Source organism: Pseudomonas tensinigenes (assembly GCF_014268445.2).
Classification (GTDB): Bacteria; Pseudomonadota; Gammaproteobacteria; order Pseudomonadales; family Pseudomonadaceae; genus Aquipseudomonas; species Aquipseudomonas tensinigenes.
This window is the reverse complement of sequence record NZ_CP077089.1, coordinates 536395-551421: the sequence shown is the minus strand read 5'-3', so window position 1 is coordinate 551421 and position 15027 is coordinate 536395. Positions and strand designations below refer to the sequence as shown.

13 protein-coding genes and 1 pseudogene are annotated in these 15027 nt (G+C 52.6%); 9 read left to right on the top strand and 5 right to left on the bottom strand.

Going from position 1 to position 15027, the window contains the following annotated elements; translation table 11 throughout:
- Positions 1 to 158: 158 nt before the first annotated feature.
- From HU718_RS02405 to HU718_RS02395, 3 genes are all read right to left on the bottom strand, one after another.
- Positions 159 to 1385 (bottom strand): 3-hydroxyacyl-CoA dehydrogenase, encoded by a 1227-nt coding sequence (locus HU718_RS02405; protein WP_186613072.1) that lies wholly within the window; start codon positions 1383 to 1385, stop codon positions 159 to 161.
- A 213-nt stretch (positions 1386 to 1598) separates the two neighbouring features.
- Positions 1599 to 3527 (bottom strand): RecQ family ATP-dependent DNA helicase, encoded by a 1929-nt coding sequence (locus HU718_RS02400; RefSeq protein ID WP_150811795.1) that lies wholly within the window; start codon positions 3525 to 3527, stop codon positions 1599 to 1601.
- Between the two features lie 182 nt (positions 3528 to 3709).
- Positions 3710 to 4213 carry a polysaccharide deacetylase gene (locus HU718_RS02395; protein WP_186613074.1) on the bottom strand — a complete coding sequence of 168 codons (504 nt, stop codon included), beginning with the start codon at positions 4211 to 4213 and terminating at the stop codon, positions 3710 to 3712.
- A gap of 304 nt (positions 4214 to 4517) precedes the next feature.
- Between HU718_RS02395 and HU718_RS02390 the strand changes: the two genes are divergently transcribed.
- The 8 genes and pseudogenes from HU718_RS02390 (at position 4518) to HU718_RS02355 (ending at position 11351) form a co-directional block, all read left to right on the top strand.
- Positions 4518 to 4793, top strand: a complete 276-nt coding sequence (locus HU718_RS02390; protein ID WP_123449446.1) for a hypothetical protein — start codon at positions 4518 to 4520, stop codon at positions 4791 to 4793.
- A 45-nt stretch (positions 4794 to 4838) separates the two neighbouring features.
- Positions 4839 to 5021 (top strand): antitoxin PaaA2 family protein, encoded by a 183-nt coding sequence (locus HU718_RS02385; protein ID WP_186613077.1) that lies wholly within the window; start codon positions 4839 to 4841, stop codon positions 5019 to 5021.
- Between the two features lie 317 nt (positions 5022 to 5338).
- Positions 5339 to 5644, top strand: coding sequence for a hypothetical protein (locus HU718_RS02380; protein ID WP_186613079.1), 306 nt, complete (start codon positions 5339 to 5341; stop codon positions 5642 to 5644).
- A gap of 66 nt (positions 5645 to 5710) precedes the next feature.
- Positions 5711 to 5788: pseudogene (locus tag HU718_RS29935) on the top strand (transcriptional regulator); the annotation flags it as partial.
- A 301-nt stretch (positions 5789 to 6089) separates the two neighbouring features.
- Positions 6090 to 6584 (top strand): helix-turn-helix domain-containing protein, encoded by a 495-nt coding sequence (locus tag HU718_RS02370; protein WP_186613083.1) that lies wholly within the window; start codon positions 6090 to 6092, stop codon positions 6582 to 6584.
- Entirely contained in the window at positions 6581 to 7849 is a 1269-nt protein-coding gene (locus tag HU718_RS02365; RefSeq protein WP_186613085.1) for a type II toxin-antitoxin system HipA family toxin, read from the top strand. Before HU718_RS02370 ends, HU718_RS02365 begins: the two co-directional genes overlap by 4 nt.
- A 496-nt stretch (positions 7850 to 8345) precedes the next feature.
- A complete protein-coding gene (locus HU718_RS02360; RefSeq protein ID WP_186613087.1) occupies positions 8346 to 9611 on the top strand; it encodes a DNA-methyltransferase in 1266 nt (421 codons plus the stop codon).
- Entirely contained in the window at positions 9612 to 11351 is a 1740-nt protein-coding gene (locus tag HU718_RS02355; protein WP_186613089.1) for a DGQHR domain-containing protein, read from the top strand.
- A gap of 53 nt (positions 11352 to 11404) precedes the next feature.
- Here the strand turns inward: HU718_RS02355 and HU718_RS02350 are convergent, their stop codons facing one another.
- Complete coding sequence (locus tag HU718_RS02350; RefSeq protein WP_007917942.1) at positions 11405 to 12946, bottom strand: phosphoenolpyruvate carboxykinase; 1542 nt, start codon at positions 12944 to 12946, stop codon at positions 11405 to 11407.
- A 181-nt stretch (positions 12947 to 13127) separates the two neighbouring features.
- Positions 13128 to 14030, bottom strand: coding sequence for an Hsp33 family molecular chaperone HslO (gene hslO, locus HU718_RS02345; RefSeq protein ID WP_110720684.1), 903 nt, complete (start codon positions 14028 to 14030; stop codon positions 13128 to 13130).
- A 105-nt stretch (positions 14031 to 14135) separates the two neighbouring features.
- Between hslO and HU718_RS02340 the strand changes: the two genes are divergently transcribed.
- Positions 14136 to 14936 carry a phosphatase PAP2 family protein gene (locus tag HU718_RS02340; RefSeq protein WP_102899596.1) on the top strand — a complete coding sequence of 267 codons (801 nt, stop codon included), beginning with the start codon at positions 14136 to 14138 and terminating at the stop codon, positions 14934 to 14936.
- Positions 14937 to 15027 lie beyond the last annotated feature (91 nt).

The following is a 15027-nucleotide window of genomic DNA, read 5'->3' as shown; positions in this document are numbered from 1 at the left end:
TCTCCCAGAGGGAGAGGGGACTGACCGAGGTGTTTTCTCGACATACACCGACCTGAATTGCCGAGCCGAACGCGAAAGGCACAGAGATCGGCTCCCTTTCCCCCTCGCCCCCTTGGGGGAGAGGGCTGGGGTGAGGGGGTAAGATTTTGACTTCAACACTAATCCTGAGCAAACCGCCTACCCTGCGCCGCCAACTCACCAATCAACCGCGCCGGTTTCCACTGATCACCCTGCCGCGTCTCCAGTGCCAGCAAGCGCTGATGAATGTCCGCCAACCCTTGTTGATCCGCCCAAGCCATCGGCCCGCCCTTGTCCGCCGGGAAGCCGTAGCCATTCAGATACACCAAATCGATGTCGTGCGCCGACTGGGCAATGCCTTCCTGCAAAATCTTCGCGCCTTCATTGACCAACGCCAGCAAACTGCGCTCCAGAATCTCCTCCGGACCAATCTCGCGGCGCTGGAAGCCCAGCCCTTCGCTGACCTGCAATACCAACGCATCGACCTCAGGATCGTGCTCAGCCTGGCGACTGCCCGGTTCGTAATGGTAATAACCGTTGCCGGACTTCTGCCCGAACCGGCCCATCTCGCACAAACGGTTATCTACCTGAACCTCTGGCGCATCCTGCCCCTTGCCGGCCAGCTCGCGTGCACGCCACTCCAGATCGATGCCGACCACGTCGTACATGCGGAACGGCCCCATGGCAAAACCGAAACCTTGCAGCGCCGCGTCGATCTGCTGTGGATAAGCGCCTTCAAGCAACATCTTGCGCGCCTCCAGCACATACGGATGCAACATGCGATTGCCGATAAAACCGTGGCAGTTGCCCGACACCACGCTGACCTTGCCCATGCGTTTGCCCAGCGCCAGTGCGGCCTCCAGCACCGCCGCGGAAGTCTGCGCACCGCGAACGATCTCCAGCAGTTTCATGATGTGTGCCGGGCTGAAGAAATGCAGGCCCAACACTTGCTCCGGGCGCCTTGTCGCGGCAGCAATCGCATCGATGTCCAGCGCCGAGGTATTGCTCGCCAACAATGCCTCAGGCTTGAGCAAGCCATCGAGTTCACGAAAGATCTTCTGCTTCAGCTCAAGATTTTCGTACACCGCCTCGATCACCAGATCGACATTGCGAATCGCCGCGTAATCCGCCGCCGCACTGACCCGTGCGATACGTGCATCCGCCTCGGCCTGATCAACTCGCCCCTGGCGCACGTTATGTGCATAAGTCTCGGCCACGGTGGCGAGCGCCTGCTCAAGCATCTGTGGATTGTTATCCACCCACTGCACCGTCACACCGGCGTTGGCCAGGCACATGACAATGCCCCGGCCCATGGTGCCCGCACCGATCACCGCGGCCTGCTGAATATCGAAGGATGTCTGGCTCATGTTGTTCTCTTGTTGGCGATCCAAAGACAGACCTCAACCATAGTCAGCCAACGACGGTTTTTGAAGTTTATTACCGTGATGATCGACATTCAGCGGATGGATAGAGCCCTCGCCTTGATGACACTTAATGTAGGAGCTGCCGAAGGCTGCGATCTTTTGATCTTGAACAAATCAACATCAAAAGATCGCAGCCTTCGGCAGCTCCTACAACGATCAAAGGTGCTCTTGGGCCCAGCTGCGGACTTCGCCGTAGGGATACTCTTCCAATTCCGCAAACCCGGGAATCGCTCGCGCCTTGAGCTTGGTAAACAGCGGCACACTGATCCCGCACAGAAACCGCGTCACCCGCTCTGCTGTCGGGATGACCCCGGTGTGCTGCTCATGCCTGTGGACAAAATCGCCACACAACGCCGCAAAGTTTTTATCCACAAGCGCTGGCAATTCCGGCGGCGCCGGCAATCGCGCCACCTGGCCATGACACACCGAACAATGCCCACACTGCTGAGGTGCATTGTGATCACCGAAATACTCCGCCAGGCGATACCCCAGGCAGCGTTCGGTGGCGAACACTTCAAGCATCGTGTGGATGCGCGCCACTTCCGCCTGCTCATGCCGGGTGAAATATTCATGCAGCTCGACGCTCAGGGCATCGCTGTCAAAGTCACTATTCAGCAGGCTGTAGACCTCGGTCATCTGCTTGCTTTCCAGCTCGACCCAGCCCTTTTCCTGAAAGTAATCCAGCGCCTTCACCACCCGATTGCGTTCGGCGGAATATTGCGAATACATCGCCTCGAAATTCACCGTGGCCCAGGTGCGCGCGCGCGCCGAAGTCTGAATGATTGCGGCGACGAACTCCCTGCGCTCACCGTCGAAACGCTCAAGCAGCGCTTCCGGTTCCAGCAGGTATTTGAAACGGTATTCGGCGTAGTAGGCATAGCGCGGCGCGATCAACCCGCGCAGCTCCAGTTGCACCAGCAATGTTTTCAGCGGCAGTGAGCGAATATTGCTCTGATCCGCCAATGGCCCGAGCAGAAACTCCCACTGTCCTTCCGGCACCGAGGCCTTCAGTTCGTCGAGCACATAGCGGATGCCATCACGCTCCGGCGTATCGCCGTAGACGAAGTTTTCCAGCACGTTGAGGCTGTCGCGATTGGCCAATACCAGACAGTCCGACGGCTGCCCGTCGCGCCCGGCGCGGCCAATTTCCTGACTATAGTTTTCGATGGATTTGGGCAAGTCGAAGTGCACCACATTGCGGATGTCGCTCTTGTCGATGCCCATACCGAAAGCGATCGTCGCAACGATGCAATTGGACTGCCCAGCCATAAAGCGCTTCTGGATCGCCTCGCGTTTGTCATGGGCTAAACCGGCGTGATACGCCTCGGCCTGAATGCCGTTGCGTTCAAGGTGTTCGGCGATGTGCTCAGCGGTTTTCTGCAAGGTCACGTAGACGATGCTCGGCTGCCCCGGACGATCGCTCATCCACTCCACCAGACGCCGCCGCTTGTCCTGGCCGCGCACCGGTTCGACCAACAGGTTGAGGTTGGGCCGATAGAAGCCGGTGGTCACCACATCGTCGGCAGCAATCGCGAATTTGGCCTGCATGTCAGCGATGACTTTCGGCGTTGCCGTGGCCGTCAGCAACAAGGTTTGCGGGATGTTGAACTGGCGCTGGTAGTCCGGCAGCTTGAGGTAGTCGGGGCGAAAGTTATGGCCCCATTCCGAGATGCAATGCGCCTCGTCCACCACCAGCAACGAGATCGGCACCTGCTGCAAAAAGTTGCGAAAGCGCTCGTTCTTCAAACGCTCCACCGAGATCATCAAAATCTTCAATTCACCCGAACGGGCGCGGGCCATCACGTCATTGGCATCATCGCGACTCTGCGCAGAATCGATGCTGCCTGCGGATATGCCATGACGCTGCAAGAAGGCCAGTTGATCCTGCATCAGCGCCAGTAACGGCGAGACCACCAACGTCAGGTGCGGCAGCATCAGCGCCGGCAATTGATAACAAATCGACTTGCCGGAACCGGTGGGAAAAATCGCCGCCGCCGAACGCCCGGCCAGCACCGCGCTGATCGCCGTCTCTTGTCCGGGTCGAAACTGTGGAAAACCAAAAACCTGTTCCAGGGTGTTGTGCATTCGCTGTCACTCCATTGACTGCTGCCATGCCAACAGCCTAGCGGGCGATCGCAGCGAGTCGAGAAAAGGTCGGGGCCAAATCGATTCGGAATGATACAGCGGATGCCACGAACACCGTGGCACTCTGTGGGAGCGAGCCTGCTCGCGAAGAGGCCAGCCGGCACACCACAAAGCTTAAAAAATCAGGGACGCAACACCGCCATCCGCAACTGCTCATTGAGCATCTGCTCATGCACGCCTTGGCTCTTGCTCGCCCACAACGCATGGGCCGGGCTGATGTCGCCGGTGAATGCCGCCGCCAACTGACGCAGATCAGCGACGCTGCGCACACACGGACAGAACAGTTGCTCATCACAATTCTGACTGGCGTTGCGATAGGTGCGCAGCAATCCCTCCCAGAGGCCATCGCGCACGTGGCGAATCGACTTCAGTTGCACGTGCGGCACACCGAGTCGCTGCTCAAGCCCTTCTTCATCGAGTGCTTCACTGGCCAACAGGGCTTTGGCGAACATCAACACCTCACCGCGCGACGCCGTGTCCATGCTCGCCTGGCTGATGAGTGCCTCCGGCCAATCGGTGCGATCGAGACGGTCCAGCACCCATGCATTGCCAACGTCCGAGGCCATGGTCAAACGGCAAGTGCTCAGCCCGAGCAATAAAATCGCGGCCATTCGTAGCCAATGCATACCTAATTCCCTTTAAGCGCGTGTCAGACGTTTGGAAACGCCCTACAGATTCTGGCGCGCACGATACAGCGCTTTAGCGCGAATCGCCTGACAAACAAGTAGGAATTATTACGCCTAAGGGTTTTGGCCTGAAAAAGCTGCGAAAACACGTAGGGCATTTCCTCAAACCACGGAAAAACCCCTACGAATACTGTCCATTGCGGCTGTCTTGTCCCACAGAGAAACGCCCTTCTATAGTGGCCGGCGCGGCTGCAAACACTCTGCCGGCCCGCCCCCAGCGCCTTCGAACAGGACATGCCTCACCATGATCAACCGCTATCGCCCACTCAAGACCTGCTACAGCGAAAACCCGGTGCTGCTTATCGACAGCCACTCCAGCCAGACTGACTTGATCAATGCCGCCGATCAGCGTTTACGCGCGGCCGGTGATTTGCTGGAAACGCTCTACTGCTTATGTTTCAAACAGGCTGACGTGAAAGACATTCCCAACATCGTCAATGCACTTTATCTGCTGGTGCAGGATGGCTGCGACTTGCTTGAAGTGGCCAAACAGAGGCCAGCGCAGTCGGCATACAACTAGATCACTCCAGGTCAGCGCTATATCTCCTTGGGCAGGAATCCAACAATGAATGTTACGAACGATGAGTTCGATCCAGCGAGTGACGAGGATGCCTACACGGCTTGGTTAATCCGACAGGTTCAAGCCAGCCTTGATGATCCTCGCCCCAGCATTCCCGATGAGGTATCCAGAGCATTGATGGCTGATAAACGCGCTCGTTTAAAACAGAAGGTCGATCAGCGGCGATGACCTATCAAATCTACGTCCCGTTCCTACAAGGACAGACTCCTTGTCTTCTATCGGCTTCGTGTAGCTGATCTCTATAGTCGTGGCTGTCGCTGCTAATCAGCGGCTCGGGCTTGGTCACCCGATTGGATCGTGTATACGCATGCGCTGTATGCTGCCGGCACTCATTTGCCTGCAGTTTATGGTGACTGTGTTTGGGACACCTTCGGGTGTGCCGGGTATGTGCACGATCCTCACCGGTTGACCAACCCGAACACAGTTGCCTCCTGTCGCTTGGTCACGATGTGGTGGCTTCACCTGAAGCATATGAGGATCAAAAAATGAAAACATGGAATCAATTCACCACTGATCGCTACCGCCCACTCGAATCCAACCTCACCGACTCCAAGCCTCTGCTCATCGACACCGAGGCCAACCCGCAAGACATCCTCGAATGCGCCGTCCAGCGCCTGCGCGCTTCGAGCGACCTGCTACGCACCCTCTACTGCCTCAGCTTCAAACAAGCCGACGTCGAAGACATCCCCCACATCACCCACGCCCTCTATCTGCTGACGCAGGATGGCTGTGACCTGCTGCAGGTTGCGCAGCAGCGGATGCTCAATTGGAAAGCTCCGACCGGAGCTTGAGTGATCACACCGCTCTCACCTATTCGTCGAGAGCGGTAAATAAGGTAATCAACCATCGGAGTAACCATGAGCAAATTTTTTGATGAGCTGATGGAAAGCGTCCAGGAAATGGACGAGATCTTAAGGAGGGAGCGTCGCGCTTCCAGTCCGACCTCTACACCGAAAACAGACGACAAGACCACGTTGTCGCTTGAGCAAAAGCGAGCCTGCTACGACAAGCCACTTCCTTCACGTGAGTCAGCTCTCGAAAAGAACCGTAGAAACAGAAACTGAATGGAAATCACAGCCTCCATAAGTGGCAGTATTCTGGCTGTATATCCTAAAAGCAGTGGAAATAATGCCATTTAAAAACTCGAACACTGCAGATCCGCTCTACCCTGCACCCTTCAACTTAAGTGCTATTATTCTGGCAGTTAAGGTTAAAAAATGAAGGAATACTGCCACCATGGCCAAGAAAACAGCGCCGCTTTTGCCCTCCACGGCTCGACTTCTGGTCGACTTTGGCGAACGCCTGAAGCTGGCTCGCCTGCGCCGAAAATTGACGGCCAAGCAAGTCGCTGAACGATCTGGCATGTCGCTGACAACCTTGCGCAATGTGGAGACGGGAGGATCAGGAGTGACCATCGGTGCCTACCTTTCGGTCATGCAAGTGTTGGGGTTGGAGAAGGATCTGAACAAACTCGCTGCAGCCGATGAGATGGGACGCCAGTTGCAGGATGCGCAGTTAATGCCTGCAACACGATCCGCAACCAAAAAAGCCCAGCGAGTACGAGCAGCCAGTGCGGTAAAAAAGGGCGCATCCGAACACGCCGGGACTTCAAACGTTATCGATGCCGCCACTACCACGAAAATTCCGGCTGACTTCCCATTCAACACACACTCACTCTCCAGCCTTTTGAACAAGAAGAAAAAGGCCGGCCCCCCAACAGGTGAAGAATGACGCTGATTGCTGTTTATGCAGACTGGGAATCCTTGAAAGGCGCCAGACGCCTCGGATTTCTACACGCAAGGAAAACACGCAACACCAACATGTTCGACTTTGAGTACGACTCGAAAGCGCTGGCCGATCCCGAGTTGAGCTTCATAACTCTAGACCCCCGCATCGGCCCCTTCGAAGGCCGCCAATTCCCCGGCGAACATCAGAGCCGCTTTGGCGTCTTTGCAGACTCAAGCCCCGATCGTTGGGGCCAACTGCTGATGAAACGCCGATTGGAAAGGGACATTCGCGACGGCTTGCTCCCCAGCAACAGCAAGTTGTTTGAATCCGATTACCTGCTTGGCGTCCACGACCTTTTCCGTGTCGGCGCTCTTCGCTACAAACTCAATGACGAAGGCAACTTCCTCGACGACCGCGACGGCGTTGCCGCCCCACCCTTTGTCGAGCTACGCGCGTTAGAGCAGGCAAGTCTCGCCCTGGAAAACGATAGGGACAACACAGCCACCGAGGGCCGCGAATGGCTAAGAATGCTCATCGCACCTGGCGGCTCGCTGGGCGGCGCAAGACCGAAAGCCAGCGTAGTCGACGAGTTCGGCCAACTGTGGATCGCCAAATTCCCAAGTACTAGGGATGACTACGATGTTGGCGGTTGGGAATTTGTAGTAAACGCTTTGGCGGTCAACTGTGGTCTACGTGTTGCGACCGGTATGGCCCGACGCTACGCAAGCGATCACCACTGCTTCCTGGTGAAGCGTTTCGACCGAACCGAACGCGGCGGCCGACATCACTTCGCATCAGCCATGACCATGACCAACCGTGTCGACGGCGACGACGCCTCAACCGGCGCCAGCTATCTAGAGTTGGCGGAAGTGATCATGGAACACGGCTCGGAACCCAACACCGACCTCCGTGAACTCTGGTCACGAATCGTCTTCAACATCCTGGTCTCCAACACCGACGATCACCTGCGAAACCATGGTTTTATTCTGGATCCTGGTCGGGGTTGGCGATTGTCGGCAGCGTATGACATGAATCCGATGGCACATGCGGATGGGTTGAAGCTGAACATCACGGACTCCGATAACGCCTTGGATTTGGAGCTAGCGAGGGAAGTGGCAGAGTATTTTCGGGTTAGCCAAGAAGATGCCAAAAAAGTTATTGAACGTTTTCACCAAGTGATTAGCCAGTGGCAGACACTGGCTGGAGCCTTGGGACTGCCAAGGCGTGAGCAGGACGGTATGGCTTCAGCGTTTGAGGTAATGGGTTAACAGAACGGAGACGCAACCGCGCACGCCGTCGAAACTGATACTCCATATGATCTCCAAACGCCTAATCTCTTTTTTCCGCTTCGAAAAGACACAAACGAAATGTCTAGCCATCCCCGACGTGTGACTACCCAGTCAGCACAGCCGGTTCCCAATGCTAATCAACGATAGCAAAGGTTAACCTACTGGCAATCCGCCTTCTTTTCGGTTTAATCTATATCCAGCAGTTTTTTACGAAAAATTGGAGTTGCCAACTATGGATGGAAAACAATGAATACCAATTACTATTATAGATGTTTTTCTGCCGACAGCGTGATAGCTCTCAATCTACTATGTCAATTTGTTTCCATACCGGCTCAAATATTGACGATTATTACTCGCTCGCTTCTCAAAATCCCATGCGAAAATCTAACCTTAAACCATACGATTAAATTTGCTTGCCTTTCAAAATCAAAAATTGAAATCCAGCAAAAAATCCATCAGCAAGCATTTAATTAAAATGGCCACTATCTATAATTCTGACGCTAGAAAACTCAACAAGCTGATAGCAGACAACTCTATCGACACAACAATAACCTCGCCACCTTACTTTGACATGAAGGATTATGGGCACAAAAATCAAATTGGATTTGGCCAAGACTATAACGCCTACCTTGAAGACTTGAGTAAGGTAATGAAGTCAGTATTCACCGCCACGAAGGAAAGTGGATCTTTATGGGTAATTATTGACACGTTTAAACGAAATGATACTGTCATCCCGTTACCATTTGACTTCTCTAGGATCGCTACTGAAGCAGGATGGAAATTACAAGACATCATTATATGGAAAAAAGACAAAACTGTGCCTTGGTCTCGAAAGGGTGCAACAAGAAAAATTTTTGAATACGTATTGTTTTTCACCAAGAGTTCGAATTTTAAATACTACTCAGATAGAACCAGAGACACAAAAGATCTTAAAGAATGGTGGATTAAGTACCCTGAACGCTATAGCCCCTTTGGTAAAAGTCTTGAAGAAATCTGGGAGTTCAGTATTCCGACACAAGGCTCATGGGGTGAAGGGTACATAAAACACTTTTGCCCTCTTCCGGAAGATCTAGTGCGACGGATAATCACGCTCACTACTGATGAGGGAGACATGATTCTCGATCCTTTTTCTGGTTCGGGTACTGTGCCAGCGCAAGCAGCATTTATGAAAAGAGACTATTCAGGCTTCGAGCTAAATGCTGAATATGTAAAAATGTTCAAAACATATTTGAAAAAAAACCTAAAAAGTCGAGTAATCGAGTATGAAAGATCAACACATTCGCCATCACAAGAAGAATTCAAAGAAAACATAATCAAACTTAGAATCTTAAAATTCGCCAAGGTACTAATAAAAAAATCTAAAATTTACGACATATCTATATCCCACATTCTCGCAATTCGAAGTGACGAAACAAAATTAGGCGCACATCAAGTATCCGCCGCAAAATATATAGTTCTTATTGAACCAACCAACACCATTGAGCAAATAAAAGAAGAACTTTCAAAAATCATTGGATGCGCACCCTTATCAAAATTTGGAATATCCGCAGAGCTTATTATAAAAACTGAATTTTCCGAATTTGAATCCGAATGTGAAAATCAAGAACTTTACATTTACTCAACATCCAACACACACAAATTCAAAGAAAAAACCGCAAATAAAAAAATAAAAATTAATGAAAAAGCGATTATCAGCAATATAGAAATTTCGATTAACGAAACAGCTTACAGGAGTATATAAATGAACATGGCCGTGAAATTACGCAAACCAAGAAAAAAGATGACAGCCGAGCAAAAGTTAGCGGCGAAGAAAAAAAGAGAAGCGGCGAAGTTCAGGCTAGCACCAAAAGAAATATTCACAATATCGGGTTTTAAATACATAAAATCTGAAAACAAAGAGTTTAAATTTGTAACCACGCACTCAAGCCGAACGACCGAACTAGACGGCATATACGTACATCAAAATATAATCGTCATTGTTGAAGACACTGTTTCGTCTTCTCCAAATGAGCACCTCGCAAAAAAATGCGTAATATTCTCCCTTATAAATGAACATCCAATAGAATTTATTAAATGTCTATGCGAACAAATACCGGAGTTCAAGGAATACATTTCAAGCAACGACTTCACTGAAAAAGATTACATTATTCGGCTAGCCTACTTCAGCATGAACAAAGTCGGTGATGAACACAAAGAAAATGCCAACAAACATGATGTATACATAATAGAACGACCACTCACAAATTATTTTATCGCCCTTGCAAAAACCTTACACCAAACTACAAAGTATGAAATATTTAAATATCTAAATATAAAATATTCTGACATCGGACAAAACAAAGGGAAATCGAGAAACACAAGTCGTTCCCATAGCTACGAAGCGTTCCTCTTACCCGAAGAGAATAGCAGTTACCCTACTGGGTACAAAGTTGTCACCTTCTATGCCGACCCTAAGTCGCTACTAGAAAAAAGTTATGTATTACGCAAGAATGGTTGGCTGACTCCAAATCTTTCTTATCAAAGAATATTGGACAGTAAGAAAATCAAGAATATGCGTAAGTACCTTTCCGACAAAGGTCGCGTATATGTAAATAACATCATAGCAACTCTCCCCGCGGAGACTAAATTTGATGACCCAGCTACATCCAACCAACTTCGACAGGATCAGCTAGACGAGACGAAACCTGTCAGGGTTACTTTGCCCGACGAGTTCAACATCATCGGCATCATTGATGGCCAGCATAGAATCTTCTCTTACCACGAAGGTGTTGATGCTCACGAACTTCAAATTAAAAAACTACGATCAAAGCAAAACTTATTAGTAACAGGAATTATTCACCAACCAAATATATCTGACCAAGATAGAGTTCAATTTGAGGCGAGACTTTTTCAGGAGATCAATAGCCAACAGACTAAAGTCAAATCTTCTCTAACACAGGAGATTGAGCTGATTGTAAATCCATACTCAACTGTTGCCATAGCTAAAGCCGTCGTATCTAGACTATCAAAAGCCGGCGCCTTAAAAGAAAAACTTGAAGAACATATATTTGACACAGAAAACAAGCTCAAAATATCATCCATTGTCACATATGGTCTAAAACCACTCGTTAAACGTGATGGTGATGACTCCCTTTTCCATGCATGGTCTAATTCCGAGCAGAAAGCAAATCTTTTATTGCATAAAAGAGAAGCCTTGGACGCGTACATTGACTTCTGCACTAATGAAATAAATTTGTTACTCAACGCCGTTAAGTTTAACTCTCTTCAATATTGGAGAGTAAATGACGACTCAAAAATTCTCACACCTACATCTGTTAATGGCTTTTTGAGTGCTTTGCGACTGATTATTAAAAATGGCCGCCCAAGGGATGTAGATACTTATAGAACTCAATTGGAAAAAATTTCTGAGTTTGACTTCAAAATATATAAATCAAGCCAATGGAACCAACTTGGAATTAAGCTTTTCTCACAATACTTTTAATTATAAAAAAAGCCGCCCCTAAAGGCGGCTTTTTCATTCACAACAAACCAATCTTACAACTTCGGCCCTGCAGCCTTGATCGCGTCGCTAACTTCAAACTTTTTGAAGTTCTCGATGAACAGACCGGCCAGTGCTTTCGCAGCCTCGTCGTACGCAGCCTTGTCAGCCCAGGTGTTGCGTGGGTTAAGCAGGTTGGTTTCAACGCCCGGTACGGCCAGTGGCACGTCGAGGTTGATGGTGTCGAGGTGTTCAGTGGCTGCACCGATCAGCGCGCCGCTCTGGATCGCTGCGATCACTGCGCGAGTGGTCGGGATGTTGAAGCGTTTGCCGACGCCGTAGCCGCCGCCGGTCCAGCCGGTGTTGACCAGGTAGACCTTGGAGCCGAAGCCACGGATGCGCTTGATCAGCAGCTCAGCGTACTCGCCAGCTGGACGCGGGAAGAACGGTGCGCCGAAGCAGGTGGAGAAGGTCGACTTGATGCCGCTGCCCGAACCCATTTCAGTCGAGCCCACCAGTGCGGTGTAGCCGGACAGGAAGTGGTAGGCCGCTTGTTCTTCGTTGAGGATCGACACTGGCGGCAGTACGCCGGTCAGGTCGCAGGTCAGGAAGATTACAGCGTTTGGCTCGCCACCGAGGTTGTGCTCGGAACGCTTGGCAACGTGCTCCAGCGGGTACGCGGCGCGGCTGTTCTGGGTCAGGCTGACATCGGCGTAGTCGGCGTGCTTGGCGTCGTCGATAACGACGTTTTCCAGTACAGCGCCGTGCTTGATGGCTTTCCAGATAACCGGCTCGTTCTTCTCGGAGAGGTCGATGCACTTGGCATAGCAACCGCCTTCGATGTTGAACACCACGCCTTCGCCCCAGCCGTGTTCGTCGTCACCGATCAGGTAACGGCTTTCGTCGGCCGACAGGGTGGTTTTACCGGTGCCCGACAGACCGAAGAACAGGGTCACGTCGCCTTCTTCGCCGATGTTGGCAGCGCAGTGCATTGGCAGCACGTCAGCGGCCGGCAGCAGGAAGTTCTGCACGGAGAACATGGCTTTCTTCATCTCACCGGCGTAACGCATGCCGGCGATCAACACTTTCTTCTGTGCGAAGTTGAGGATCACGCAACCGTCGGAGTTGGTGCCGTCACGCTCAGGCACGCACTCGAAGTTGGCCACGTTGAGCACTTGCCACTCTTCACGACCGGCCGGGTTGTACTGGGCCGGGTTGATGAACAGGCAACGACCGAACAGATTCTGCCAGGCAGTCTGAGTGGTCATTTTCACGGCCAGGTAGTGATCTTCCGCCGCGCCTACATGCACGTGGGACACAAAGTGCTCTTGCGCGTTGTTGAATGCTTCTACGCGAGCCCACAGCGCGTCGAACTTATCGGCCGGGAACTTGCGGTTGATCGGGCCCCAGGCAATAGCGGCCTGGGTGGAAGGCTCTTCAACGATGAAACGGTCAACAGGCGAACGACCGGTGCGGTGACCAGTGCGAACAACCAGAGCGCCGGTATCGGCAAGCTCGCCCTCACCGCGGTTCAGGGCTTCTTTTACCAGATCATCAACACTCAGATCGGTGTACACGGCGTTATTGGCTTGCGTCATGAGGTTCCCCGTCGGCCAGTGGCCGAGTGTGCTCCAAACGTTTTGTAGTAGAAAGTCGTGCACTACTACCGCGAAAAAAGTGGGCCGGATTATGCCAGAAAAGCCCAAAAAGAGTAGGGTCCTCCCGTCGTAACGGCGAAATTCCGTCGTTACGCAGTGAATTTACCTGCGCTGAACCGTTTTAGTGCCGGGTATCTGACGGCGTGTCGACGCCTGCGCCAGCGAACAATTGAGCAATATCGGCCGCGTCGAACAGGTACTGCTGATTGCAGAACTGGCAATCGATCTCGATAGTACCGCCGTTCTCTTGAACCAATTGTTGTGCATCCTCAAGACCCAGACTGACCAGCGCGTTGCCCGAACGCTCGCGCGAGCAGGTGCAACGGAAACGCAGGTTCTGCACATCGAACAGGCGCACTTGCTCTTCATGGTAGAGGCGATGCAGCACGGTTTCGTTGTCCAGGCTCAATAACTCATCGGCGGTCAGTGTGCTCGCCAGTGCGGTGAGGTGCTGCCAGCTGGCGGCGCGCTCTTCTTCGTCTTTCAAGCGATCGGCCGGCAGTTGTTGCAGCAGCATCCCGCGGGCACGACGGCCATCGGCGAACAGCTTGAAGCGCGTACCGACCTGTTGCGACATGACGAAATAGTTGGTGAAGCATTCCGACAGGGTTTCGCCGTCGAGATCGACAATGCCCTGGTAGCGCTGACCGACAGTCGGGTCGACGGTCAGGGTCAGGTCACCGCCCGGCATCAGATCGGCAAGGGTCGCGTCCGGCGCGATCTGCTCGGCGTTGTAACGCGCCAGGCCACGGATATCGCGCTCGCTGGAACATTCGATCATCAGCAGCGGGATCGGGCCTTCGGAACGCGCCTGCAGAATCAGCAAGCCATCGAACTTCAGCGTGCCTACCAGCAACGAGGCGGCCGCCATCAATTCGCCCAGCAGTTGCGCCACTGGCTCCGGGTACGGGTGCTTGGCGAGAACCTCGGCGTAGCTGCGTTCAAGCGCAACCAGTTCGCCGCGCGTGTCGCTGTCATCGAAGATGAAACGTTGGGTGAAATCGGTATCCGCTAGGTCGGTCATAATTTTGGGTATCTGAATGTGGTGACAAAATGGTTACAAGACGTGAAAATTTGCGCTTCTTGGCACTCTTTTTGGTGCCGACTGCTGTGCCATGGGAGGCATTTTATGAACAATCCGGGTTTGTTCCAATCTAGGTGGAACCTCGGCCGGCTGGTTCTGTGCAACGTAGTGCCGTTGGCGCTACTGGCTTTCTGGTTATGGCCTACGGGCAACTCGCTGTGTGTGATTTTCGACGAGTGGCTGTTCCGCTCGCTCAATGCACCGCTTGCCAGCAACCCGATATGGCTCCACATCTGGGCAATTGCAAGTCTGCGCCCATTCGACATCGTTGTCGGACTGATCCTGCTGACGCTGCTGATCAAGGGTGACTGGGTGTTCAAGGCCATTGACGTGCGTCGCGCATTCTTCGGTTTTTTCTCGATCCTGTTGTTGATGGTGGTGATCCGCGCGCTGTTTTCCAAGTTCGCCGACCATATGGACTGGCAACACAGCAGCCCGTCGATGGTGCTCGAAGGCGCGGTGCATATCAGCGATTACTTCCCGCACCTGGAGAAAACCTGGGAGCTGAAGGATCGCTCCGGCCAGAGTTTTCCGGGTGATCATGCTTCAGTGCTGTTGATCTGGGCGCTATTTATGGGCGTGTTCAGTCGTACGGTCGGCCAGTTTCTGACGATCTGGGGTCTGGCGCTGCTGTTCATGCTGCCGCGCCTGGTGGCCGGTGCGCATTGGGGTCAGGACGATTACATCGGCGGTCTGCTGCTGGCGGTGTGGGCGTTGGGTTGGGGTTACTACACGCCGTTTGCGTATCACGCCTCGAACTTCTGGCTGAAGGTGACGGCGCCGATCTTTTCGCTGGTGGGCAAGTTGCCGCTGGTTTCGCGGATGAGTGTGGTGCGTAGCGCCTGATATCGAGCTGTCTTCGGCGAGGGCTACGCCCGCGATTCGCGAGCAGGCTCGCTCCCACATTAGAATGCAGTTTCCTGTGGGAGCGAGTTGG